At 61.7% G+C, this 25,800-nt stretch carries 19 protein-coding genes and 2 pseudogenes; 11 read left to right on the plus strand and 10 right to left on the minus strand.

Annotation, left to right across the window (positions count from 1 at the left end; genetic code table 11):
* Positions 1-46: 46 nt before the first annotated feature.
* Positions 47-1,840: a S8 family peptidase gene (locus NATGR_RS17950; protein ID WP_005580300.1), complete on the minus strand. Its 1,794-nt coding sequence runs from the start codon at positions 1,838-1,840 to the stop codon at positions 47-49.
* 652 nt (positions 1,841-2,492) lie between these two features.
* Here NATGR_RS17950 and NATGR_RS17960 point away from each other — a divergent pair.
* The 4 genes from NATGR_RS17960 to NATGR_RS17975 all read left to right on the plus strand — a co-directional run bounded on the left by NATGR_RS17960 (position 2,493) and on the right by NATGR_RS17975 (position 6,551).
* The gene (locus NATGR_RS17960) at positions 2,493-2,849 is read left to right on the plus strand and encodes a cell division protein SepF (RefSeq protein ID WP_005580303.1); all 357 of its coding nucleotides are present in this window, start codon (positions 2,493-2,495) and stop codon (positions 2,847-2,849) included.
* Between the two features lie 92 nt (positions 2,850-2,941).
* Positions 2,942-3,634 carry a helix-turn-helix domain-containing protein gene (locus tag NATGR_RS17965; protein ID WP_005580304.1) on the plus strand — a complete coding sequence of 231 codons (693 nt, stop codon included), beginning with the start codon at positions 2,942-2,944 and terminating at the stop codon, positions 3,632-3,634.
* A 670-nt stretch (positions 3,635-4,304) separates the two neighbouring features.
* Positions 4,305-5,453: a citrate synthase gene (citZ, locus tag NATGR_RS17970; RefSeq protein WP_005580305.1), complete on the plus strand. Its 1,149-nt coding sequence runs from the start codon at positions 4,305-4,307 to the stop codon at positions 5,451-5,453.
* A 621-nt stretch (positions 5,454-6,074) separates the two neighbouring features.
* Positions 6,075-6,551 carry a GNAT family N-acetyltransferase gene (locus NATGR_RS17975; RefSeq protein WP_005580306.1) on the plus strand — a complete coding sequence of 159 codons (477 nt, stop codon included), beginning with the start codon at positions 6,075-6,077 and terminating at the stop codon, positions 6,549-6,551.
* A gap of 386 nt (positions 6,552-6,937) precedes the next feature.
* On the opposite strand, the gene NATGR_RS17980 is transcribed toward NATGR_RS17975, so the two are convergent.
* Positions 6,938-8,173: a carboxylate--amine ligase gene (locus NATGR_RS17980; protein ID WP_005580307.1), complete on the minus strand. Its 1,236-nt coding sequence runs from the start codon at positions 8,171-8,173 to the stop codon at positions 6,938-6,940.
* Between the two features lie 169 nt (positions 8,174-8,342).
* Here NATGR_RS17980 and priS point away from each other — a divergent pair, with 169 nt between their 5' ends.
* Both priS and NATGR_RS17990 read left to right on the plus strand, forming a co-directional pair.
* Positions 8,343-9,518 (plus strand): DNA primase small subunit PriS, encoded by a 1,176-nt coding sequence (gene priS, locus NATGR_RS17985; RefSeq protein ID WP_005580308.1) that lies wholly within the window; start codon positions 8,343-8,345, stop codon positions 9,516-9,518.
* Complete coding sequence (locus NATGR_RS17990; protein WP_005580309.1) at positions 9,515-10,354, plus strand: hypothetical protein; 840 nt, start codon at positions 9,515-9,517, stop codon at positions 10,352-10,354. Before priS ends, NATGR_RS17990 begins: the two co-directional genes overlap by 4 nt.
* Before the next feature lie 228 nt (positions 10,355-10,582).
* Here NATGR_RS17990 and NATGR_RS17995 read toward each other — a convergent pair whose 3' ends face one another.
* Together NATGR_RS17995 and NATGR_RS18000 are read right to left on the minus strand one after the other, a co-directional pair.
* Complete coding sequence (locus tag NATGR_RS17995) at positions 10,583-12,844, minus strand: CDC48 family AAA ATPase (protein WP_005580311.1); 2,262 nt, start codon at positions 12,842-12,844, stop codon at positions 10,583-10,585.
* Entirely contained in the window at positions 12,841-13,089 is a 249-nt protein-coding gene (locus tag NATGR_RS18000; protein WP_005580312.1) for a DUF7127 family protein, read from the minus strand. The genes NATGR_RS17995 and NATGR_RS18000 overlap by 4 nt, the downstream gene beginning before the upstream one ends.
* 197 nt (positions 13,090-13,286) lie before the next feature.
* On the opposite strand from NATGR_RS18000, the gene NATGR_RS18005 reads away from it, so the two are divergent.
* Positions 13,287-14,150, plus strand: coding sequence for a TatD family hydrolase (locus tag NATGR_RS18005; RefSeq protein WP_015233903.1), 864 nt, complete (start codon positions 13,287-13,289; stop codon positions 14,148-14,150).
* Positions 14,151-14,232: 82 nt separating this feature from the next.
* Entirely contained in the window at positions 14,233-14,811 is a 579-nt protein-coding gene (locus NATGR_RS18010; RefSeq protein WP_005580314.1) for a DUF2150 family protein, read from the plus strand.
* 874 nt (positions 14,812-15,685) lie between these two features.
* Here NATGR_RS18010 and NATGR_RS18015 read toward each other — a convergent pair.
* From NATGR_RS18015 to aroC, 4 genes are all read right to left on the minus strand, one after another.
* The gene (locus NATGR_RS18015; RefSeq protein ID WP_005580316.1) at positions 15,686-16,462 is read right to left on the minus strand and encodes a PHP domain-containing protein; all 777 of its coding nucleotides are present in this window, start codon (positions 16,460-16,462) and stop codon (positions 15,686-15,688) included.
* Between the two features lie 232 nt (positions 16,463-16,694).
* The gene (locus tag NATGR_RS18020) at positions 16,695-17,492 is read right to left on the minus strand and encodes a DUF7847 domain-containing protein (protein WP_005580317.1); all 798 of its coding nucleotides are present in this window, start codon (positions 17,490-17,492) and stop codon (positions 16,695-16,697) included.
* A gap of 448 nt (positions 17,493-17,940) precedes the next feature.
* Positions 17,941-18,711 (minus strand): class I SAM-dependent methyltransferase, encoded by a 771-nt coding sequence (locus NATGR_RS18025; RefSeq protein ID WP_005580318.1) that lies wholly within the window; start codon positions 18,709-18,711, stop codon positions 17,941-17,943.
* A gap of 251 nt (positions 18,712-18,962) precedes the next feature.
* A complete protein-coding gene (gene aroC, locus NATGR_RS18030; protein WP_005580319.1) occupies positions 18,963-20,114 on the minus strand; it encodes a chorismate synthase in 1,152 nt (383 codons plus the stop codon).
* A 363-nt stretch (positions 20,115-20,477) separates the two neighbouring features.
* Here aroC and NATGR_RS18035 point away from each other — a divergent pair, with 363 nt between their 5' ends.
* Positions 20,478-21,209, plus strand: coding sequence for a GNAT family N-acetyltransferase (locus NATGR_RS18035; protein WP_005580320.1), 732 nt, complete (start codon positions 20,478-20,480; stop codon positions 21,207-21,209).
* A 46-nt stretch (positions 21,210-21,255) separates the two neighbouring features.
* Here the strand turns inward: NATGR_RS18035 and aroA are convergent, their stop codons facing one another.
* Complete coding sequence (aroA, locus tag NATGR_RS18040) at positions 21,256-22,551, minus strand: 3-phosphoshikimate 1-carboxyvinyltransferase (protein ID WP_015233904.1); 1,296 nt, start codon at positions 22,549-22,551, stop codon at positions 21,256-21,258.
* 322 nt (positions 22,552-22,873) lie between these two features.
* Here aroA and NATGR_RS19765 point away from each other — a divergent pair.
* A pseudogene (locus NATGR_RS19765) lies at positions 22,874-22,972 on the plus strand (IS6 family transposase); the annotation flags it as partial.
* A gap of 120 nt (positions 22,973-23,092) precedes the next feature.
* Here NATGR_RS19765 and NATGR_RS18045 read toward each other — a convergent pair.
* Positions 23,093-23,978, minus strand: a pseudogene (locus NATGR_RS18045) (IS1595-like element ISNagr6 family transposase).
* Between the two features lie 507 nt (positions 23,979-24,485).
* Between NATGR_RS18045 and NATGR_RS18050 the strand changes: the two are divergent.
* Complete coding sequence (locus tag NATGR_RS18050) at positions 24,486-25,685, plus strand: outer membrane protein assembly factor BamB family protein (protein WP_015233906.1); 1,200 nt, start codon at positions 24,486-24,488, stop codon at positions 25,683-25,685.
* Positions 25,686-25,800 lie beyond the last annotated feature (115 nt).

A 25,800-nucleotide genomic window follows, 5' to 3' on the forward strand; every position in this document is an offset into this window, starting at 1 on the left:
CAGTCTGCGAGTAAAAAAGTCGATATTGCGGACAGTTCGTCGCCGACTACTCGAGCAGTTCCCGGAGACGGATTCCGGCGTGACCGCCGGCACCGACCAGGATGCCGACGACGTACAGTGTCGTGAGAGCGACGCCGAGGGAGGCGCTCTTTGTCCGCGAGTCGGTTGCGGCCTGTTCGTCCGAGAGCGAGCCACACCGGTCGACGATCGCACGGACTGCCCGGACAGTTCGACTCTCGGGGTGGCGTTCGAGTGTCGTCGCGATCGGTGGGCTGATGCGATAGTAGAGGTCGACCAGTCCGCGACCGATTGGCGTCGCGGACATGGAGTCGTCCCGGAAGCGACGCAGGGAGTTCAGCGTTTTTCCTTCGCCCGCCGTCGCAGTCGTGATGAAACAGCCACCTTCACTATCGGTCGTGAACGACTGTGTGAGCCCGGTATCCGCGTCGTCGTCGGCTTCGGCGACGGCACGGAACTCGTAGTCGGTTCCCTCGGAGAGTCCGGCGAGGTCGTCGTCGAACGAGCCGGTCTCGGTGAGCGTCTGGGGCGTCGTCTCGTTCGGGAGGTTGCCGCCAGCCTCGCCCCACTCGAAGTAGACCTCGACGCTGTCGGCGTCAGCGAATTCCGTCAGCGTTCCGTTGAGCGTCGCGGTCGTGTCACTGACGCCCGTCGCCGAATCCGTCGAGACGGAGAGTCCTGGCTCCGGCGGGTCGGTGTCTCCGAGCACCGCTTCCTGGGCGTCGAGCAAGCCGTTCCCCTGTTCGTTGTCGTCGAGGTCGATGTCTTCGGCGGTGTCGAACAGTTGCTCGCGTGCCTCGGTGTTGCTCTGGTCGTCGCCCATCAGGTGAGCCGCTGCACCGGCGACGTGTGGGCACGCCATCGACGTCCCCGACAGCGTGTTGTATCCGTTGTCGGTGTAGGTCGAGTAGATGGCGCTGCCCGGTGCGGCGATGTCGACTTCCGGGCCCCGCGAGGAAAACGACGAGATGTCGTCGTCGTCGTTCGTCGAGGAAACCGCGACGACAGTGTCGTACGCCGCCGGATAGCCGACGCTGTCACAGCAGCCATCGTTGCCCGCCGCGGCGACGACCAGCGATCCCTGATCGACCGCATACTGGCAGGCGTCCTCGAGCGCCTGCTGGGGGCTGTCACCGCCGAGCGACAGCGAGATGACGTCGATCCCCTGGTCTGCGGCCCACTCGACGCCCGCTGCGACGTCGCTGAAGGTACCGCTACCCCAGCTGTTCAATACCTTCACTGCATAGAGCTCCGACTCGAGTGCGACGCCGACGACGCCGACGTCGTTGTCGGGAGCGACTGCCGTTCCGGCACAGTGGGTGCCGTGGCCGTTGTCGTCGCCGTAGGGTTCTTCACAGCCGGTACAGGACGTACCGAACGCCTCACCACCGTCGACGGTCAGACTCTCGTGATCGACCTGGACGCCGGTGTCGACGATTGCGATCGAACCGCCGGAACCGGTTTCGTCTTCGTCGTGAAGGACGTCGGCACCGACGCGGTCGACACCCCACGGTACCGTCTGTAACGCGTACGCTCTCTGCTCGTCCTCGACGTACCGGACGTGTGGATTTCGCTCGAGCCCCTCGATTGCTTCCTCTGGGAACCTTCCGACGAGTACCTTGCCGGTCCGATCGAAGTCCAGTTCATGATGGACCTCGTCGGCAGCCTGGCGAACTGGCCCGAAGGGTGTGTCTGCGGTGAGTCCGACCACCTTTCGCTCGGGTGGCCCCTGTGCGATAGCCGTGCCTGCCACGCCCGTCGTTGCCGCACCCACGGCAGTGCCGCGGAGCAAGCGACGACGGGTAACGTCGTTGTCTGACATGGTTACAAGTGGTGTATGGCGTTCCAGACGCGGTCAGCTCGAGTCCCGCCTCGGCACGAGCCATGTGCCGTGACACCATACACCGAGCTAGGGGTCGACATCGACCGACATTAAAATTATCACGATATTCTTCTATTGAAACATACCACACGTAATTAGAACAGAGAACACTGGAGATGAGAAATCGATTGCCACAGTCGCTACGGAACGGGACGCTCGTCCGGTCTGGGCCGGTGACCTGCTCCCAGGGGGCGGTTCCTCCCGGCTCGATCGATCCAGTCGGCGCTGTCGCCAGTCTCGAGTCCGACCACATTCGCGCTGGTGACTCTACTCACCTGCCCGTCGTCGAGGTGAGACTCGTGGTCTTCGGTTTCCACCGTCGGCGCTTCTGACGTGCGGTTGCTCGGGGAAGCCACTGATACGGATCGTCGTAACGTTTTACCGGTGATCGCTGTCTCGTTCGAGCGATCACCGGAAATGACTGACAGCAAACCGCCTGATACGATGCGTGGAATCGCAGCGACACGCACGAGCAGGAAACGAGACGTCACTAGCCAGATCACGATGTCATCGGTGCTGGGCCGATCGGTCGGTTACCGTGACGGTCCGTCTGACGTAAGAACTATACTGGCGGCGGTGATGGATACCGGCAATGGGACTGATGAGTAAAATTCTCGGCGGCGACCAGTCACGGAACGCCGAGGAGTACGTCGAACTGGATCTCGACGACGTTGCGGCTGAGTCGGCAGCTGCGACGATGCAGGTCCACATCGCAGAGATCAGCGGTCAAGCCGACGCGATCGACATCAAAGACGCCGTCTACGACGGCGACATCGTCATCGCGGACGTCACCCGCCTCCGGACCGAAGATAGTACCGTCGAACATATCGTCGACGAGTTACGCCAGGTCGCCGAGGAAGTCGACGGCGACATCGTCAGGAAAGGCGACGACCAGATGATCATCACCCCGACTGGCGTCCGGGTCAGCCGGGAGAAACTCGGCCAGTGAACTGAACCGGACTAAAAGAGAACACCTTCGGGTGTTTCCAGACGGCGGGAATTACGACGGTGGGTTATTAGAACAGGACCATAGAATCATATATGACCGGCTTTCGAGCAACTGTCGTTGTCCGGGACCCCGCTGACTGTCCCGTTGCTAACATCTCGGCAAGCACGCAAGAATCGATCGACTCCGTAACCAGAACGAAACCCACCCCTCGAACGAACGGAAACGGAACCGAACCCGCTGGCGGAAACGTCATGGTCGAAGAGTTCGAGATCGGCGCGAACGCTTCACTCGGCGAACTCGAGAACGGCGATCTCGGCACCGACGTCGACCTGATGCCCGTCCAGTCTACCGACCGCGAGGAACGCTACCGCTTCGAGTTCGAAAACAACGGGAGTTGTGCGTGTGAAGTCGTCGAAGCGACCGGAACGCCACTCTCGTCGGTTCGAGCACAGGACGGCGCACTTCTCCTCTCTTTTCACGCGCTAGAACTCGAGGATATCTCCGGTATCGTCGGTGAACTCAGAGACGAGTTCGACGGCGTTCTTGTCGAGGACCTGACCAAAGACGAGGAAACGCCGGGCGACCCGGTCATCGTCGACCGCGAGAGACTGACTGATCGACAGCGAGAGATCCTCGAGACTGCCCACGAGATGGGTTACTTCGAGTATCCGAAAGGAGCGAACGCGACCGACGTCGCCGAAGAACTCGGCGTCGCCCGATCGACGTTTACCGAACATCTGGCTGCCGCACAGACGAAACTACTCGAGTCGATCGTCGAGGACTGATTCGGCGGCTCGATATCGCCGCAGAGACGACTGTGCGAACAGTCGCTACTGTGTGGCGGTTTCCTGGAACTCGTTTTCGGTGCAACCGCTTCGGGTCGCGGTCGCACCGGGACAGTGGGTGAGCAATCCGTATGGGCCACTGCACACCCGATCACGTTTCGACGCTGTCGCGTTCCGCGACGGCGTCTCGAGTGCGATCGGTGTGTGCATTGTTTTGTCCGGCAGTAGCAGCAGTCGGCACAGACACACGGTTTTCGACCGTGCGGTCACCGATTGCTTTTTTAGAAACTGTCGTCCGAGAGACGAGGACTCTCGTTATCGAGCGAAGCTCTCCGATTTTCGAACGGGCTCCGAAAGATAGTTTGGAATCCGTTGCGTTCCGACCGATTCTTCACCCACGTGAAGCGGCCTGTCAGTTAACCTTTAGGAGAGAAATTCGGAGCGAGCGTTCGAACAGTAACCAGTTGCCCTGAAGACGGCGTCATCTACGCGGTAAACAGCGTGGCATCGTGCCTGCTTCGATATACAAACGGTCTCAGCTACGGTCGGACAGTATAGTCGAGACACGAGGACAGAATTACGCCCGCTGCCGAAACCGACGATTCTGAATAGCACCCTCAAACAGGGGGAAACGGTAATGTTTTTCCATTGCCGACGAAAATATGAAATCATGGCAACCGATCTTCGGAAAGGGCTGGAAGGTGTTCTGGTCGCAGAGTCCGAACTGAGCTCGATCGACGGTGACGAGGGCCGCCTGATCTACCGAGGGTACCCGATCGAGGAACTCGCCAGAGAGACGAGCTACGAAGAAGTACTCTATCTCCTCTGGCACGGTGAGCTCCCGACTGAAACCGAACTCGCGGAGTTTTCCGAGGCGATAGCGACCGAACGCGAAGTCTCCGAAGACGTACTCGCAACCATGGAGCGACTCGCCGACACCGGCGAACAGCCGATGGCCGCGCTCCGAACCGCAGTCTCGATGTTCTCGGCTCACGATCCCGACGCCGGCGCCGACCCCGACGACCTCGAGGCGACGCTTCGCAAAGGCCGGCGCATCACCGCCAAGATCCCGACGGCACTCGCAGCGTTCGAGCGCTATCGGCTCGGCGAAGCGCCTGTCGATCCCGACCCCAATCTGGGACTGGCTCCCAACTTCCTCTACATGCTGACCGGGGAACGGCCGGACGACGTCGCAGCCGAAACCTTCGATCAGGCGCTTATCCTGCATGCCGATCACGGACTCAACGCTTCGACGTTTACCTCGATGGTCATCGGCTCGACGATGGCCGATATCTACAGTTCCGTCACCGGCGGCATCGCCGCACTCTCCGGCCCGCTTCACGGTGGTGCGAACCAGGACGTCGTGGACGTGCTAATAGAGATCAACGAGAGCGACAAAGACCCACTCGAGTGGGTTGAGGAAGCCACCGACGCAGGCAGACGCATCCCTGGTTTCGGTCACCGCGTCTACAACGTCAAGGACCCGCGTGCACACATCCTCCACGAACGCAGCAAGGAACTCGCCGAGAACGGCGACGACAAGTGGTACGACATCACGACGACGATCGAAACGTACCTCACCGAGGAGAAGAATCTGGTCGAGGATGGAATCGCCCCGAACGTTGATTTCTACTCCGGGTCGGTCTACTACCAGCTGGGCCTCCCGACCGACATGTATACGCCGATCTTCGCGATGAGTCGCGTCGGCGGCTGGATCGCTCACGTCCTCGAGTACCAGGAGGATAACCGTCTCATTCGCCCGCGTGGACGGTACGTCGGTCCCGAAGACGAGGCGTTCGTTCCGCTCGGGGAACGGTAGTTCTAGACGGGGTCGACTCTTTTCGATTTATCGGTTTCCTGAAATTCGTTCCCGGTGTAACCGTGTCGAGTTCGCGGTTGCACCGGGAGACTGGGACACTAGTACCGTCCCAACCGTCGACTGACGGGTCGAATCTGGCGGTGTCGCTCGATTCGACCCGTCAGTTCAGGCTTGGCCCGCCACTAGTGCTTTGGCAAGCCCGAACGGATGAGTGAAACCGAATGCGGTCGTCTGGGTTCACTCAGCAGTCGACGCTTGGCGGAGTACTAGTACCGTCCCAAACGTGGACCGACTAGTTGAGAGTTGACCCAAACCGATCGCGATTCTCGATCAGGAGTAGAGCGCACTAGTCAGAGTAGACTTGGGACGCTACTAGTTACCGCCGAGCGCCGACCTCGTTCTGTCGACCGGCGGTAATTGACTACAGGAAACCGGACACTGGTTCGAGACGGCGACGGCGTTCCTCGCCACGGAAATCGAAGACTTCCGTCCGACCCAGAGCCACGCGCCTGTATTTCTGTCGAATCGACCCCACGAGAACTCGAATCGGTTAGTTCAGCCGACACAGCCGCGGACCTGCTCCCGGAGGAATTATATTGGCGACGATGTTAGGGTGTGGTAGTGAGCGTCAACATCGACAGTCGAGTCGTCGTGCCGGGGAGCGACGACTACGTCGACGCAGCCTGGCAGCTCAAAGAACGGATCAGTAGCCAGGAGGGGGTTCTCAAACAGCGCCACGAGTTTTTTACCGACGCCTACCGCCGCTCGAAGGTCCACTGTTACGTCGTAAACGACGACCTCGTCGGGTTCGCAGCCGTTCGACGCGACGGCTACATCCTCTTTCTCGCAGTCGCACCCGAGTACAGAGGAGAGGGAATCGGCAAGCGACTGGTCGCTCGAGTTGCCGACGACCACGATTCGATTACCTGTCACGCCCGGACGAGCAACGAGAACGCCCTCCAGTTCTACGAACACCTCGGGTTCGAGATCAAACGGCGAATCGACGACTACTACGAGGACGGCGGCGACGCCTACTACCTGAAACTCGGCTCCGGCGTCGGGATTGCCGATCGGATATCGGACTTGATACGACGATAGAGACGTACCGAACGTGTCTCTTGTTTCTCGCGGAAGTCGCTACTCGTTCGACGACCTGGTCGGTTCCTGACGATCCCGCGTCGCAGAATCGTCACCAGCAGAGACGTCTCGTCCTGTGGACTCCGACAGTGCTCGCAGGGAACCGTCTCGTCGACGATCTGTTCGACAGTTTTGTGGAGTAGTATCGGTCCAAGCGCCAACTGCTGTGTCGAACTCGATCGTCTGATACGGATTACTGTAACGATTTACCGGTGCAACCGCCGCCCGGGTCGCAGTTGTGCCGGAAATGACTTACAGTAAACCGTCTGAGACTGGCTCGACCCCGCAGTTCAAGCTTGGCCGCCACCAGGCTTCGTCGCGCTGTATCTCGGCTCGCGGACGCCCGATCAACAAGAACAGTAGTAGTCCGGGTCACCGAACTCCGTCTCGAGTGCCTGCAGCGCCGGGCCGGGATCGGACGGACGATAGACGCCCGTCGTCAGCCCGCGAGACGACTCGAAGTCGCCGGACAGTAGGGCGGTCCACTCGTCGGTCGAGAGCACGTCGGGGAACGACGGCGAACGCGCGAGCAAGGAGAGGTAGTCGGGGAGGGAGAGCCAGCGGGCGTCCCGGTTCTCGTCGGGGTCGTACTCGAGTCCGACGGCGTCGGCGTAGGCAGCGTACGGCAGGTTCGAGCCGGTCTCGACGGGCATCGAGATCCACTTCCAGGGACGGGTGTTGACGTCGAGCAGGACGTATTCCTCGCGGTCGCTATCGTAGACAAATTCTGCCTCGCTGATCCCGTGGTAGCCGCTGTCCTCGAGTACCGAGCGGGCGCGGGCCACGAGTTCGGGGTCCTCGACGCGGTCGACGACACAGGAGCTGCCGTAGCCCTGCGGATACCGGACGCGGGCGTTGCCGACGACGCTGGTCACGTCCCCGTCAGGCGAGACGTAGGACGCGAACGACCGGTCTTCTCCCAGAGCGACGGGGACCTTCTCCTGGGCCACCACTCGGACACCGGCGTCTTGGGCCTCGACGACGACCTCGCGGAACTCCTCGCGGTCGGCGACTTCGACGACGTTCGTCCCGAGCAGTTCCTCGAACTCGCGCTTGCGTGCGGGTTTGACCACGAGAGGGAAGCCGAGTCGGTCGGCGGCGTCGTCGGGGTCGATCTCGGAGAGCCGGTAGGTTTCGGGGTAGGGAACGCCGAGTGCTTCGGCGGTCGCGTACAGCGACTCCTTGTCGAGGATGTCGGCGATCACGTCCCGTTCCGCAAAGGGGAGTCGGACGGCGTCGGGTTCGGTCTCAGCGAACGCGTGGACCCACTCGTCCATGCAGGGGAAGGCGACTGGCTCGTGAGCTAGTACGTCGGTGACCGATTCGATGTCCTCACGGAACCCGTCGGGATCGTCGAGTGGGAAAGTTACTTTGCCGGCGGCGACGACGGCCTCGGAAGGCGGCGCGACCCCGTTGCCGACCCGATCTAGGGCGATGACCGGCACGTCGTGGACGGCGAGCGCGCGGGCGACGCTCACTCCCGTGATGTGGGCGTTGGCGACGATCGCCGGCGGCCGATCGAACGACTGCTCCTCGAGGCGCTCGCGAAGTTGTGCGAGCGACGCGAACTGCGGGTAACTCATGGTCGATCCAGCGGATCGGTCCGACTAAAGGCTGCGGTTCCGGCGATCCTGGTCACTGTCGCTGACGGCGACGGCGACGGCGACCGAGACGCGTTCGCACGATACCGACACACGACGACCGGCAGTTTCGGCAGGGTTATACGCTCCCATCCACGATTACTCGAGGCGTATGGAGGAGCGAACGAGGGCGTATCTTCGAGGGCGGTTCCGCGACTACTATCGACGGACAGAGCTTACGCCACCGCCCGCAGCCAACGAACGCGAGTGGGGGTACATCCCCTGGACCGAGGGGCCCGATACGACCATGGTCCGCCATCGTTCGCTGCTCGAGTTAGGGAATCTCACCGATTTTCTCGTCCGTAAGCGGCCACGCCACGTCTACTTCTCGGCCGGCCGCTTTCGTGACCCCGGTGCCGGGTCGATGAACGAGAAAGACTGGCAGTCGGCCGACCTCGTCTTCGACCTAGACGCCGACCACTTGCCGAACGTGACTCTCGGCGAGGACTCCTACGCCGAGATGCTCGCAACGTGTAAAGACGCGCTCCTCCGACTGCTCGATTTCCTCGAGGACGACTTCGCCTTCGAGGAGATGGAAATCGTCTTCTCGGGCGGCCGGGGCTACCACGTTCACGTCCGCGACGACGACATCCGTCACCTCGAGCGAGAGCACCGCCGCGAAATCGTCGACTACGTTCGCGGTATCGGGCTGGACTTCGAGGAACTGATCGAGACCGAGACCGTCGCGGGCATCGGCCGGAAGACACCAACCGAGCGCCGAACGCTGCAGATCGAGGGCGGGTGGGGTCGTCGCACCCACGACCACTTCATGGCGTTCGTCGACGGGTTACTCGAGATGGACGAGGCCGACGCTCTCGACCGTCTCCAGGAGTTCGACGGCATCGGCGAAGGGAAAGCACAGGCCACCCTCAATGCCGCCCGGAACAACCGCGAAGGGCTCGAGGCGGGCAACGTCACGGTCCACACTGCCGTCGCTCAACTGGCCGAACGCTTCGCCTCGAAAGCCGTCGAACGGGACAACGCGCCAATCGACGAACCCGTCACCACCGACACGAACCGACTCATCAGGCTGCCGGGCAGTCTCCACGGCGGCAGCGGACTGAAGACGGTTCGTCTCGAGCGCGACGAGCTCGGGGACTTCGATCCGCTCGTCGACGCGGTCCCGGAAACGTTCGAGGGACAGGAGATCACGGTCGATGTCACCGACGGCGGCGAGGTGGAGCTCGGAGGAGATAGCTTTACAGTCCCTGAAGGAGACCAGTCACTCCCGGAGCACGTTGCCGTCTTCCTGATGACCCGTGGCAGGGCCGAAAAGGAGAAAGAATGAACCTAGACGAACTGCGCTCGGTCCAAAGCAAGGAGCGCCAGAAAGACAGCCTCCAGAACCTGCGCCCCTCGTTCTACCAGGAGGTCGGCGAGTACATCGCCGACCTGGAGGCGGAACGGGACCAGGTCGCCGAGCGCGCCGACGATCCGTTCTCTTCGCCCGAAGTAAGCCGCCTCACTGACGAGATCGAGACGGCCAAAGACGTCGTCGAGGCGATCTACGAGCGACGGATGGGGAAACTCGTCAAGCAGGCCAGCCTCGCCGCGGCCGGGATGGCAGCAGACGACGAGGGCCTCACCGCCGAGGAAGCCGATCTCTTTGCGGACCTCGTCGACCGCATCGAGTCGAACAAAGGTCGTGTGCTCGACGTGCTCGAGGAAGCGCAAGTCGACACGGACACCGAGAAACCGCGGTCTGTCGACTCGACTCGGCCGTCGTCCGAGCTGTCGACCGACGTGTCGTCCGCCCGTCCCGAAGACGACGCACCGCCGGCACCGCCACAGGAGCCGCCGGAGCCCGCACTCGAGAGCGAGGACGCGCCGGACCCTGCAGGCGGCGTCTCGGCCGCGGACGTCATGGGTGGGGAACCAGACCCGATCGACGACGTGGCTGATTCCGACGGCGAAACCGACGAGACGGAGTCGAGACAAGAGTCGGACGGTTCCATCGATGACGCCGATGTCGACCGCGTCACCGTCCGCATCACGCGCGACGTTGGCCCGATCCTCGGCGTCGACGACCGCGAGTACACGCTCTCGACCGACGACATCGTCACCCTGCCCGAACAGAACGCCGATCCGTTGGTCGAGCAGGAAGCGGCAGAACCACTCGAGTAGCTGTTTTTTCGAGCGACCCGCTCGGGTTGGCGGCCGATCGGACGAAGACGGTGAACGTCGTCAACGCACAGCAGCGTTCGACGGTGCCGAGGCTGCCGACGCCGTTACGTTCGACGAGACGAAGTGATGCAGCGACGTGCCGACCCAACCGCCGGACGGGCCACGGTCGTACTGGAACTGACGGGCGGTGGTCCGTTTGTCGCGACCGGCCGTCGACTCGCGGCGGGCTTACTGGAACGTCCGCCCGAGCTGTTCCTCCTCGGCAGGTTCGACTCGCTGGAACTCCTCTTCGATCTCCTCGTAGCGTTCGCGCGTTTCGGCAGTCACGCTCGGACCGACTTCCTCGAGCGCGTTCTCGAAGTGTTCCTTGCTGATGCGGACGTTGTCGACCGTGTCACCGATCTCTTCGGGGTCGACGGAGGTGATGAACTCGCGGCTAGCGGCCATCGAAGCCTCGCGGCAGACGGCTTCGATGTCGGCTCCGACGTAGCCTTCTGTCTCGGCAGCGAGCCAGTCGAGGTCGACTGCCTCGGCGAGTGGCTTGTCGCGGGTGTGGACCTCGAAGATCTTCTTGCGGGCGTCCTCGTCCGGAACCGGGACGTGGACGTGACGGTCCAGTCGGCCGGGACGTAACAGTGCAGAGTCGATCAGGTCGGGACGGTTCGTCGTCGCGACGACGACGACGTCTTCCAGTTCCTCGAGGCCGTCCAGTTCTGTCAGTAGCTGGGAGACGACGCGTTCGCCGACGCCGGAGTCGGTCTGGCCGCGGCCGCGTTCGCCCGCGATCGAATCGATTTCGTCGAAGAAGATCACGGTCGGCGCGTTCGACCGTGCCTTCTCGAAGATTTCGCGGACGCCTTTCTCGGACTCGCCGACGTACTTGTTCAGCAGTTCCGGGCCTTTGATCGAGATGAAGTTCGACTGGGCCTCGTTTGCCACTGCTTTGGCGAGCAACGTCTTTCCGGTCCCCGGGGGACCGTACATGAGGACGCCCTTCGCGGCCTCCATGTCCATCTGCTCGAAGACCTGGGGGTAGTCCAGCGGCCACTGGATCGTCTCGCGCAGCCGTTCTTTGGTGTCGTCGAGCCCGCCGACATCGTTCCAGGTGACGTCGGGCACTTCGACGAAGACCTCCCGCATCGCAGAGGGCTGGATGCCCTTGAGTGCCTCCTTAAAGTCGTCTTCGGTGACCTGCAGCGACTCGAGGACGTCGGCGTCGATCTCCTGGGACTCGAGGTCGAGGTCGGGGCGGATTCGACGCAGGGCGTTCATCGCGCCTTCGCGGGCGAGGCTCTCGAGGTCGGCCCCGACGAACCCGTGCGTGTTGGTAGCGTAGTGCTCGAGATCGACGGACTCTTCGAGGGGCATCCCGCGAGTGTGGACCTGCAGGATCTCCTTACGGCCTTCCTTGTCCGGGACACCGATTTCGATCTCGCGGTCGAACCGGCCGCCACGCCGGAGTGCGGGGTCGATGTCGTCGAGACGGTTGGTCGCGGCGATGACGGTGACGCGGCCGCGTTCCTCGAGGCCGTCCATCAGGCTGAGCAGTTGTGCGACGACGCGTCGTTCGACGTCGCCGCCGGCTTCCTCGCGTTTGGCGGCGATGGAGTCGAGTTCGTCGATGAAGATGATCGCAGGAGCGTTCTCTTCGGCCTCTTCGAAGACTTCGCGGAGTTGCTCCTCGCTTTCGCCGTAGTACTTAGACATGATCTCCGGGCCGGAGATCGTCTCGAAGTGGGCGTCGATCTCGTTGGCGACGGCTTTCGCCATCAGTGTCTTCCCGGTGCCGGGTGGGCCGTGTAGCAAGACACCCTTGGGCGGCTCGATGCCGAGTTGCTGGAAGAGTTCGGGGTGACGCATCGGGAGTTCGATCATCTCCCGGACTTGGTCGAGTTCGTCGTCTAGACCGCCGATGTCCTCGTAGGTGACGTTGGGGACGCCCTCCGCGGAGGCGTCGCCGGCAGCACCGACCTGTTCGGCCGGCGTCTCGGACATCTCGATGTTCGTCGAGTCGGTGATGACGACGGTACCATCCGGCGAGGTACTCGCGATCTTCAGCGGCACCGACTGCCCGGAGCTGGCCATCGGGCCGAACGAAAGCGAGAACGGGACAGTCTGGCCCTCGGTGACGGCCTGTCCGGAGAGCTTGTCGCGGACGAGCGGGCCGATATCGCCACGAATGCGGAGGTTTTGCGGAAGCGCAACTGTGACGGATTTGGCGGGTTTGACGTCTGCTTTCTCGATCGTGACGCTGTCGTCAATCCCGACGCCGGCCTCCTGGCGCAGGCGGCCGTCGATCCGGACGATCCCCCGGCCCTCGTCTTCGGGATAGCCTGGCCAGACGCGGGCGACGGCCTGACCGTCACCGCTACCGCTTATTACGACGTAGTCGCCGTTCTCGAGGTCGAGTTCGCGCATCGAGACGCGATCGATCGCGGCTAGTCCGCGCCCGGCGTCTTTCTGTTTGAGTGGTTTGACGGTAAGTTTCATAGATCGCCCTCCAGTTCGACAGTGAGGACCCCGTTTTTGATAAACGTGTTCGCGTCGTCTGCACTCTCGGGGAGATCGATCTCGTACTGCTCGTCTCCGACGACGACAATGACGGTGCAGTCGACGACATCGACGGCGGCGTCCTCGCGCTGGGAACCGAAATCGACCGCGAGCACCGCGCCGTCGTCGTACTCGTACCGACGGGCCAGTTGGCCGTCTTTGTCGGTGAATTGCTCGAGAGTCATGCTGGTACTAACTCGACGTAATCGCCTTTAGCACATAAATTTGTCGCCGCCGAATCGCAGTACAGCGTCGGGTGAGTCGAAAACAGCGTTGTTCGCGGTTCACAGCTATCGGCGGGCGCGAGTCGGCGACACCGGCCGCGACGTGTCACGACAGTCGAGTCGGAGGGTTTTCGGCCGGGGACGCCCGACAGTTGGACATGATCGACGACGAGACGCCGGTACTCGACAACCACCTGCACATCGATCCGGACAACCACCGTGGGATCGACGCGGTCGAGGACTTCGCTCGACTGGGAGGGACCCACCTTCTCGTGGTCAACAAACCCTCCTGGTACCTCGGCGTCGAGGCCGACGATGGCGAGGACTTCCGGCCGGTCTTCGAACAGACGATCAAAATCGTCGAGCAGGCGTCGGACGTACTCGAGGGGCGTGCCTGGCCCGTCCTTGGCGTCCATCCGGGGCTGATCTCGCGGCTCGTCGACGATCGAGGCTACAGTCCCGACGAGGCCCGCGAGATCATGCAGGCCGGGATCGACGTCGCCGCGGAGTACGTCGCAGACGGCCGGGCGCTCGCGCTGAAGTCCGGTCGTCCCCACTACGAGGTCGACGACGCCGTCTGGGACGCCTCCAACGCAGTCATGCGCCACGCCTTCGGACACGGCGGCGATCTCGACTGTGCGGTGCAGTTACACACGGAAGCCAGCGAGGAACTCTCCGGCGTCGCCGACTGGGCCGAAGAAGCCGGCATGGAACACCACCAGGTCGTCAAACACTACGCCGCTGGCCGTCTCGAGGGCCCCACGCCGAGCGTCATGAGTGAGAAAGACCGACTCGAGCGGGCAGCCAAACGCGGCGAGCCGTTCCTGATGGAGACCGACTACGTCGACGACCCGGACCGGCCAGGGGCTGTCCTGGGGCCAAAGACCGTCCCTCGTAGGGTCCGCTGGCTGCTCGAGAAAGGCAACGAGGACGCCGTCCGGAACGCCCACGTCGAGACGCCGAAACTCGTCTACGGGATCGACACAGAGAAATCCCTCGATCGGCGTTCTAACTCCGTATAGCGGCGTTCAGCACTCTTTCGGCGAAGGTAACTTTACCTCAGTGTAGAGAAAGGCATTTCAAGCGGCCGGTGTAGGTGTCTGTATGAGCAATCCCCCGACTGAGTTCTACTCGGAGGAGCGTTGGCAGAACTGGATCGATCGCATCGAGGACGAAGACATCGATCCGGAAGACGAAGACTCGGCGCGCTTGCTGCTCAACCTGCAAGACGACACGGCGATCGCGATCGCGAAGATCGTCGCCGCCTACGACGACGGGGAACTCGAGGAAGACGAGGCACTCGCCGAAATCGCAGACGTTCGTGAGATCGTCCTCGGGGAAGTCGACATCGACGACGAGGAGAAACTCATCCTCGTCGACGGCGTCCAGACGAGTCTCGTCTGTGTCTTCTTTGCTGCCGAGGAGTACGTCGCAGACGGCCCCGCCGAAGATGGGAGCGTCGGCGACTATCTCGGGGCTGCGGCCGACGCCGAGACCGAGGAAGATCTGGATGCTGCACTCGGCTACGCCGCACAGGCTGGCACGCTCATCATCGATGGCGACAAACTCGACATGCAGGTCGCAGAAGACCTCGAGTACGGCCTCGTCACCGAGTGGATCAACGGACTCGATAGTCTCCAGAGCGCGATGAGCGATCCCGAAGTCGTCGAAGAAGACGAGTGAGACGGTTTGCTGTCAGTCAGTGCCGGCGCGACCGCGCGCTCTTGCGGTCGTGCCGGGACATCGAGACAACAGTCCGTATGAGACGAACTGCAACCGTCGGTGATGGCGCAACCACGGTCCCGGACCGCAGGTGCGCCGGCACTGAATTGTAGCTGACCGCTCACACCGGTCGACCGATCGATTCCCGCTTTCTCCGTCACTCCGGCGACGGTGGCGCGTCGTTCTCATCGACTCATACGGTTTGCTGTCAGTCAGTTCCGGCGCGACCGCAAGCTCCTGCAGTCACGCGGGGACATCGATACAGCAGTCCGTATCAGGTGACCTCCTCCTCACCGTAAACGGCGAGGAGGATGTCACCTGGGCATACATATTGGATTAGCCCCTGGATGTTGCACTCGCTTTCTACCAGCCACTGGACAGACTGAGCGAGGCGTACTGAACTCACAGCGCGACTATTCCGCGGGATTCGACTCGATGTACGAGCTTAGAGGTCACTCGATACAGGTCACGTAGTCAACCCACAAGAAACATATTCGAGAGTCGGTCGAAATACGAGATAATGAACGAGAACCCAGTCATCTTCCGACTCAATCTGATTATCACACTTTTGATTACCAACCTTGTACTACTGCTGATCTTTTTTCTCCCTCTGGAATTGCTACTTCTCGGAGGAATTTTGCCCGCCTTCCTACTTCCAGTAGCAGGTCTGATAATCCTGCTTCGTATTCGGTAAGTGCACAGATGTACTGGCTGGCTGAGGTAGTGAACTGGGAACGAAACAATCGATGCCGCTGTGGTGCATCTATTCCGTATTCAGCACAACTTCTGTAGCCAATCACTGACTAAGAATCTCACCAAAGCCAACTAGTCGGAGTTACTCGAGCGCCGGGGGATCGACCGGCTCGAGCCCCCAGTCGTCGAAAAACGCCTCGAGGAAGTCGGCCCGCCCGCCGATCTCGTCGGGGGCGTGGGAGTCGGTGCCGACGGTGACGGCGATGTCGTGGTCGCGCAGGGTCTCGAGGAACGTCTCGGCGGGGTGGACGATCCCGTCGTCGGTCAGTGCTCGGCCAGCGTTGATCTCGGGGACTGTCTGGGACTCGGCGAGTGCGTGGGCGACGCGTTCGTAGTGGTTTTCGGTCGCCCGCCCGCGAAGCGGTTTGGTGCGTTCGACGAGGTCGACGTGTGCGGCGATATCGAACAGTTCCGACTCGATCAGGGAGACAAGCCGATCGAAGTACTCCTCGACGATGCGGTCGCGTTCGGCCTCCGGGCGATCGGTGAACTGCGAGGAGACCTGCACGTTCGCCCCGGCGACCTCGTGGACACTACCGACGGCGTAGTCGAACTCGGCCTCCGCGAGAAACTCGCGGATTTCGGCTTCGTCGCGTGGATCGTAGTCCATCTCGACGGCGTCGTAGACGTCGATCGACGTTTCCGCTCGCACGTGCTCGATGGCCCGTCGGCGGCGGTCGTACGTGATGTCCAGGTTGAACCCGTAGACGCTGCGAACCCACTCCATGCGATCCCGCGGCGCGACGTTGCAGTGGTCTGCGAAGCCGATCCCCTCGAGGCCGGCGGCCTCGGCGGCCCGGACCATCCCCTCGAGGAACTCGCCGTCGGAGTAGTTGGAGTGGACGTGGAAGTCCTCCATACGCCCCCAACGAGAATACTCGAGTTAGGCGTTACGCTGGCTGCGGAAGGGCCGTGGTGGCTGCAGACGGATTGCTGTACCGACGCCCCGGTGTACTCGTTTCACTTCGGTCGCGGACCGGAACTGACTGACAGGCATCCGTCTCGTACGGATTGCTGTCACTAGTTCCCGCCGCTCGCCGCTCCCGTATCCCGTTCCGGCGAGCGGCGGTAATTGGCGACAGGAAACTGTCTCAGTCTGCTGTGACGCTGCTGGACGGGGACTCGTCTTCGAGAATGCTCCGGTAGTAGGTTATGAAGTAGGTGTAGGCGTACGCTAGCATGACCGTCCCGAGAACGATCGTCACCGCGATCGAGAGATACAGCGTCGATTCGGAGGCGATCACGGTCTCGCCGGTTTCGGTGACTTCGACGGCCGAGAGAAAGAGTGCTATCCCTGGCCCCTGGCCGATTAGCTGGCTCACGAAGAAGACGATCGAGAAGCCGACGACGCTTATAAAATTGTTCCAGACGAGCCGGACGCTGTGGGGGATCGATTCGATTGCCTGGGCGTCGCTGACGACGATCGCGGCGTCGTAGAACTGGAGGAACATCATCAAAAGCGTCATGGACACGGACAGGAAGACGACACCAATTCCTATGCCGAGTGCCCCGCCGCCGCCGGCAGCCGTCCCGACGCCGACGATCACCAGCAGGATTCCGCTCACGACCGACGCTCCGATTACGATCAGCCCAAACAGCACCGTTGCACCGAGCATCGAGACGTAGTTCTCCTTACCGCCACGAACAAACGACCCGAGTTGCGTCGATCCATCGAGTCCTTCGTCGATCAGCGTGATGATGCCGCCGAGCAGGAACGGCGTGACGAGAAACGAAAGCGGATAGGCGAGCAACTGGGCCATCGGGCCCACGTACACATCCAGCAGGATTGTCACTTCACTGAGGGCCACGAAAAGCACCCCAACGAGCAGGATCGTGGGGTTTCGTCGAAGAACTGACGCTGCGGTCGATACCGAACCAATTGCGCTCATACTCGACCAATACACGACAGCTGCTTAAATACACTATCAGATTTTCTGAACGAGAAAAACCCTACGTATCTGTCAGAAAGAATCTAAGGTGCCATTCTGGAAATTAATGTGGGATACTCTACTAGAAGGTCTGCGGTTTTCGGAAGGGCGGGGAATCGCGCCACTTTTCGTTTACATCATTTCCCTGATCGGCGTGAAAACAAACTCCAGTCCCGTGCTGTACCCATATTCAGCAGTTCACTCTTGACAGTAATTCGGTAGTTCGGTGAAGTTCTGCTGAACACACAGAGCAAATGCGGCATGTAATCCGAGTCATCTACGAACGGGTAATCGCTCAGTACAGATCACGTAGGTTCCGGCGCAGCAATTGATACCCTGATAGCTACCAAGAGACGCGTGGCGAATATCGAAAAGTGAGCTACCAGTCATTGCTTTTCCAGAGTCTGGTTCACTCTGCGACTGCCCAGAACCGAACGCTCTTTGGTACGTTCCATAGTATCTCGGGTAGATCAGTTTCCGACGGCTGGTTCTCCTCAACCTCGCGCTGTCTATGTTCGATGATCCGTCGAACCTCAAATCCGGCGTCAACGAGACCGTTGTGGAGATCGGCGACCGTACGGTCAAAGACAGTCAACGTCGATTCGTAATCCTCGTCGATTGTAATCTTCCGAGGACCGGTATCGAAATAGTTCCCATCAACGGTTCCTTTGTCCGTATCGAGGGTTTCATAGACCGGATGCGGGGCGCTGAGGACGAAAACACCGCTATCCCGAAGGACACGGTGAGCTTCGTCGAGTGCCTCGTCGAGGTGTGCGACCATCTGGAACGCCCATTCGGAGGACGCTATATCGAACCTGTCGTCGGCGAGTGGGAGATCCGTCACGTCACCCGTCACGAACTGAACGTCGACGCCGCAAAACTCCCGTAGTTGTCTCGCGTGTCGGAGTTGTTCCCCGGAGAAATCAACGCCGACGACGGTTTCAGCCCCTAGTTCGGCGGTTCCGACAGTTCCTTGACCACCACCGCAGCCTAACTCGACATACTCTTTCCCCTCGACTGAAGTGAGAATTTCGGGCTGACGACCACCGGGGGCATCTGATTCGAACGGGGACGGCGTCGGTGGCAGTTCCCCGTTGCCCGTATCAGCGTTCCAGACGGCCTGGAAGTCGTCGCTCCACTCGTTCCAGAGTCGTCGATTCTCTCGTGAGTGTTCGGTCATTAGATACTCTTTATTAGATTAATTAATACTTTATAGTACCATTATGGATGATAGACATGTGACATGAGTGCCATAAACTTCTTCTGACAACAATTCGGTAGTCCGCTGATACGGTTTACTGTAAGTCATTTCCGGCACAACCGCGACCCGGGCGGCGGTTGCGCCGGTAAATCGTTACAGTAATCCGTATGAGTCTCTGCAAGAGGCAGGGCGCGACTGTTTCACCACAGCGTGATATTACAGCAATCCTATCACTCGTTCCGCGGATTGCTCGGGTGGTAGTCCGTATCGTACTCACCAGGTCGATCGTCGAGACGATCGGGGTTGATCCGGCCCGACAGCAGCATGAAGTCCACCAGCGTCAGCGCGAGCATCGCCTCGACGACGGGAACGCCGCGGGGCGGCAGGACGGGATCGTGGCGGCCGATGACCTGTTCATCTTTTAGCTCGCCGGTTTCCCAGTCTGCGGTCTGTTGGCTCTTGGGAATCGACGTCGGCGCGTGGAGGGTAACCTCGCCGTAGATCGGTTCTCCGCTCGAGATGCCGCCCTGGATGCCGCCGTGGTCGTTCTCGACGGGGGTCGGGTTCCCCTCCGAATCGAACTCCCAGTCGTCGTTGCGCTCGGAGCCCGTGTACTCGCGGGCCTCGCGTCCGAGGCCGAACTCGAAGGCCGTCGTCGCCGGTACCGACATCATCGCCTGCCCGAGTCGCGCCGAAAGGGAGTCGAACCGCGGCGCACCGAGTCCCGGCGGGGCCCCCCGTGCTTCGAAGTAGATCGAGCCGCCGATCGAGTCTCCTTCCTGCTGGTACTCCTCGATGCGCGCTTGCATTCGTTCGGCGGTCTCGGGATGGGCACAGCGGACGTCGTTCGCCTCACTGTGTTCGTTGAGTTGCTCGAAGCTCACCTCCGGGGCCGCGATGTCGTCGATCTGGTTGACGTGGGCTTTGAGTTCGATTCCGGCGTGGGCCAGGAGCTGCTTCGCAATCGCGCCTGCAGCGACCCAGTTGACCGTCTCACGAGCCGACGAGCGGCCGCCGCCGCCCCAGTTGCGCGTGCCGAACTTTGCCGAGTAGGTGAAATCGCCGTGGCTCGGTCGTGGCGCGGTGATGAACGGTTCGTACTTCTCCGAGCGAGCGTCCTTGTTCTGGATGACCATTCCGATCGGCGTCCCCGTGGTGTAGCCGTCCTGGATGCCCGATTTGATCGAGACATCGTCGGGTTCGCCGCGGCTCGTGGTGATCATCGACTGCCCCGGTTTCCGGCGGTCGAGGTCAGCCTGGATGTCTTCCTCCGAGAGCTCGAGACCGGCGGGACAGCCCGAGACAGTACAGCCCATCGCCTCGCCGTGGCTCTCGCCGAACGTGGTCACCTGGAAGAGGCGACCGAAGCGGTTGCCGTTCATTACGCCACTCTCGGGGACGGGGACACTTAGCAACCCAGGATTCCTGCAAACGCTGGCAGGGTGATCGGACAGGACCCCGAGTGATCCGGTGGACAGCACCGGTCGGGCAGTTCCCGGCGACGGACCGCGAAGCCGCGTCGGTGCTATCGGCGATCGGAACACCTGAAACGATTTACACACCAGTCGCACAGTTGTCGTGCGATCGGGTGTTCACTGATTTGCAGTGGTACGACAGTACAACGAGACCTCGCGACAAAGCGGTCGGGTGACGATGGCGATGGCCGTGTTTCGGTCGACGCCAGCCGGAATGTCAAATGGTAACTAACACCAAGACCTATGCCCGTGTCGCCCGACAGACTCCGTATGCGCGTACCCGAGCGACCAACGTTCGATGACGACGCGACCAAGGCAATCTACCAGTACGTCGAGCGTCACGGCACCGCTGCCAGACACCGCGTTCGCGATGCCGCCTCGGTTCCCGTCGGCCACTTCGAGGACGCCCTCGAGGACCTCAAGACGAAAGGCTACCTCGAGGAAGATGGTGGGACGATCACGGTCGCACTGGACGTCGGCTCGATCGAAGAGTACGAGGCCGAGGGCGAGACGTTCACGATCCGTCCGGCACGTCAGGACGACTTCGAGAGCGTCGTGGAGGCGATCCGGGACGTAACCGACGACGAAACCTACGTCGTCGCCGAGACAGTGGCCGAACAGTTGCTATACGACGAGTCGGTGTCGCGGCACAACACCGTCGAGTCGCGGGTGTTCTTCGTCGCCACGCTCGATGGTGGGGTCGTCGGGTGGACACACCTAGATCTCCCCCACGGGGAGAAGCTCCGCGAGACCGCACAGCTCACCGTCGGCGTCCGCGAGAAGTACCGGAACCGCGGCCTCGGGAGCCGACTTCTCACTCGCGGGGTCGAGTGGGCCGACGCGAACGGCTACCGGAAACTGTACAACAGCGTGCCGGCGAGCAACGACGTCGCGCTTGCATTCCTCGAGGACCACGGGTGGCACACCGAAGGAATCCGGAAGAACCACTACACGATCGACGGCGAGCACGTCGACGAAGTGCTGATGGCCCGCACGTTCTGACGCGAGCGGGACTACCGGGACGAGAATCGTTCCGGCGAACGCCGAGCTACGCCTCTTCGCGCTCGAGGCCGACTCCTGCACCCTCGAGCGTCTCGAAGAAGCCGGGGAAGGAGACGTCGACGTGATCCGCTCCTCGGATCGTCGTCTCGCCGTCGGCGACGAGGCCGGCGAGAGCGAGTGCCATGATAATCCGGTGGTCGTCACAGCCGTCGACCGTCGCGCCCTCGAGCATCGAGTCGCTCCCGTGGATCGTCAGCGAGTCCTGCTCCTCGGTCGTCTCGACGCCCAGTTTTCCTAGCTCCTCGGCCATCGCGTTTACGCGATCGGTCTCCTTGTAGCGGACGTGCTCGGCGTTCCTGATGTAGGTGTCGCCGTCAGCGACCGCGCCCAACGTGGCGATCGTCGGCAACAGGTCCGGCGTGTCCTCGACGGAAACCTCGATTCCCTCGAGAGACCCCGCCGAGACCTCGATCGTTCCGGTCTCGCGGTCCCAGTCGACGCCGGCACCCATCCGCTCGACGACATCGACGATGGCGGTATCGCCCTGTGCGCTCGGCTGTGCACCCTCGATCCGGAGCCCCTCGTCGCTCGCGATCGCGCCCGCTGCCAGCGGGTACGAGATCGACGAGAAGTCCCCAGGGACGGCGTACTCGCGGCCTTCGGGCGAATAGGACTGGCCGCCGTCGACTGCGAAGCCGTCGTCGGTGTGGCGGGCCTCGACGCCGAACGCCTCGAGCACCTCGAGCGTGATGTCGACGTACGGCGCGGATTTGAGTTCCGTCTCGAGGCCGATCTCGATCCCCTCGTCGGTGACTGCGCCGGCCATCAGCAACGCCGTGATGTACTGCGAGGAGACGTCACCCGGGATCGAGACCCCGGTGCCGGCGATCGGTCCCGTCACGACAAGCGGTGCCTGGCCGTTCCGGCGGGTGCTGTAGGCTTCGCCGCCGAGGTCGGCGATGGCCTCGAGCAGCGGGCCCTGTGGACGCGAGCGAAGCGATTCGTCACCCGTGAGGACGGCGGTGCCGTCGGCAAGCGCCGCTGCCGCAGTGACGAGTCGCATCGTCGTCCCGCTGTTCTCGCAGTTTACGATGTCCGCAGGGACGTCCGGGCGGCCGTCGAACCCCTCGATCTCGAGAGTGGCGTCCTCGAGACGCTCGACCTCTCCACCGAACAGGTCGACGGCGGCGGCGGTCGCTCGCGTGTCGGCGCTCCAGAGGGCGTTCTGAACGGTCGCGCCGTCGGCGTACCCGGCCGCCAGGATCGCCCGGTGGGTGTAGCTCTTCGACGGTGGTGCCCGAACCGTCCCTCGGACGCTCGAGGGGGAGATGGTGACGTTCATGCTCGCGGTGTGGGTCGGCGTGCCTATACCGATACCGGTACGGAGGAAAATTGAAGGAAGACGGTCGAAGGCGGAGTCGGTTACGTCCGATCGGATAGTCAACTCGTGCCGTCGATAACGTCGACTTCCCACTCGTCGTCCGGAATTTCGGCCTCGGTTTCGATTTCGACCAGCATGTCTTCGTACAGGAGTTCACTGACTCCGACCATCGTCGCCGCTGGATAGTGTGGCTGATCGAAGAATTCGCTTCGCAGGCACTGTCTGGATGAGAGTTTGAGGAACGAGCAGGTGGTGGCGAGAAGTGACTATGTAACTCGCAAACCTGCTCAGAGAAACCGTAGACGTGGATTGTGATCAGGTTTGGGAGAACGAGTGCACCCCGACACCCGTCAGGGTGTTCGGGGTGCGACTGCATTCGATTGTTCCGTCCAAATGGACGAGCATATTTATCGATAAGACTTGCTCGGGATCATAGTCAACCTGGACCGTTGGATCTTGCGAAACATTCGCTATCGCTCTTGTGGCGGAGATTGTTGGTGACTCATAGCGCAGTTTTGAGGATGGTTTTCAGCGCTTCTTTTCCCGGTTTTCGATACACGCGGCGACGGAGCTGGAAGGCTCGGAGATACGGCGTGAGCTTGTCCTTGGAGACGCCTCGATGGGGCGAGAGCCAGGATCGCGCCAGCGATCCGTGGCTCTCGCAGGTATTGACGTGAACGTCTCCGTCGGCGTATTCGCCGTCGCCGTGGACGACGTATTCGCGGTCGAATGCGTCGTCCTCATCAAGCGGTTCGTACGCTCGAAAGCCGTCGGTATAGACCGTGAGCGACTCCTCTTTACGGTCAGCAAGGAGGAGTCGAATCGTCGATTCATCAGCGGCTTTCGCTGGGATCACGTAGCGGTCGCCAGTGCCGCGATCAGCCAGAATGAACACGGGTAGCTTGTCCTGTTCGTACGATCCTCTTCCGCGCGTGGATAGGCCACGCGAGCGCGACGGACGGTCGCGCTCGCGGCCTTTGAGTCCGGCTTTCACGTACAGTTCGTCAATCTCGACTGGTCCTTCGAGTTGTGGCTGAGGCGCGTCCAGCGCTCGCAGGAAGCGCTGGACGCGCCGGTACACTGTTTTGTAGGAGACATCAATCTCTACGTCTAACTGCCGAAGACTGGTGTTGAAGCGGATGTAGGTGTAGACGGCGAGAAACCACTTCCTGAGTTCGACCGCTGAGTGTTCAAAGACGGTGCCGGTCTGATCGGTGAACGTGCGGTCGCAATTCTTACAGCGATATCGCTGAAACACCCGATAGCTGCCGTACCGAATCGCGGATTCGGCACGGCAGCGTGGGCAATAGACGCCGTCACGCCAGCGAACCTGTCGGAGCAGGTTCGCTGGCGCGACGCTCCGAGACGAACGTCTTGAGTGGAATCATGCTTTCGTCGGGTGGCGCGAACGCGCCACCCTTGCCCGCCACGACTTTCAGCTACTGCTGCGGGCTGACCAACAATCCTCTACCCATGAGCGACCAGCAAATATCCCAACCCAGCGGTGCGGTGCCGTGGGAAGCCTCGCCGTTTACGGTGAGGAGGAGGTCACCTGTGCATTACGTTCACTCGTGTGGGTAACTCTTGGGGAACGTGGGTCTGTGGGTCTGCTGTAGTAGAGTGGATGCAAAACGAGCGGCGTCGGCGAGACACGACGTGTCTCGTTCACACACCAGAAATCTCCGAATTCTGGGGACGTCCTCAGAACCGCGAGCGCTTCTGTTTGGCTGTCCAAGGGCCTGCTCTTGTGAACGCTGTCTTCTCTCCCTGCTCGCTTCGCTCGCTGCGGGAGAGGGTTTAGCGCCTCAATTCAGCTAACGCACCGGCCGGCAGGCCGGGCCCCGAACCGCTCCTGGGCCAGAACGTTATTCCAGATTTAGATAACACGTAGGCATATGGGGGAGAAGAGATTCTATCGGCGGACGATCCTGAAGCTGGCGGGTGCTGGGATCGTCTGGTTTGCCGGTTTCTCGATTTCGACAGCCGGGGACGACATAGTTGACTGGGAGGAACAGGGGGGGCTTGAAGCCGACCGGCCGATCCAGTCGTCGCCAGCCGTGGTCGACGGCACCGTCTTCGCCGGAAGTTGGAACGGCAATCTCTACGCGATGGACGCCGAAACGGGTACTGAACAGTGGCGGTTCGGAACCGACGACCGCGTCACCTCGTCGCCGGCGGTGGTCGACGGCACCGTCTTCGTCGGAAGTTGGGACGGCAATCTGTACGCAGTGGATACCGAGACAGGCACCGAACGGTGGCACTTCGAAACCGATGCCCAGGTCGATTCGTCGCCGACAGTAGCCGACGGCACCGTCTTCGTCGGGAGCAACGACGCCACTCTGTACGCCGTAAACGCCGAGACAGGTACCGAACGGTGGGGTTTCGACACCGACGAGGCTGTCCAATCGTCGCCGACAGTGGCCGACGGCACCGTCTTCGTCGGGAGCAACGACGCCACTCTGTACGCCGTAGACGCCGAAACGGGTACCGAACGGTGGGGTTTCGACACCGACGAGGCTGTCCAATCGTCGCCGACAGTGGCCGACGGCACCGTCTTCGTCGGGAGCAACGACGCCACTCTGTACGCCGTAGACGCCGAAACGGGTGCCGAACAGTGGCATTTCGAAACTGGTGACCGGGTACAGTCGTCGCCGACGGTGGTCGACGGCACCGTCTTCGTCGGGAGCAACGACACCAATCTGTACGCCGTAAACGCCGAAACGGGTACCAAACAGTGGCGTTTCGAAGCAGACGACTGGATCGACTCGTCGCCGACGGTCGCCGACGACACCGTCTTCTTCGGGACCAGGAGTCTGGAGGGCAACCTCTATGCAGTGAACGCCGAGAGTGGAGCCGGCCAGTGGCGCTTCCGCCCCGGTAGTGGACTCTTCGATCCCGATGACGCTGTCGCCTCGTCGCCGACTGTCGTCGACAGCTCCGTCTTCGTCGGCAGTGCTAACGGCAACCTATACGTCGTGGATGCAGACACCGATAGATCACCCGGCTTCGGTGTACTCGGCGCACTCGCTGGGCTCGGTGCGACGGGCTATCTCCTGAATCGTCGCTTCGACGACCGAGACGCCGAGGCGGACTAACCTGCTCGAGTCGATGTACTCGACGACATCCAAGTGTCTCTGAGCGCTTCTCTTCACGGTAGTCTCCCGGAAGCAAACTCGACACGATCGACCTCGAGTATTTACCTACCTTTCG

The organism is Natronobacterium gregoryi SP2 (assembly GCF_000230715.2).
In the GTDB taxonomy this organism is placed as follows: Archaea; Halobacteriota; Halobacteria; order Halobacteriales; family Natrialbaceae; genus Natronobacterium; species Natronobacterium gregoryi.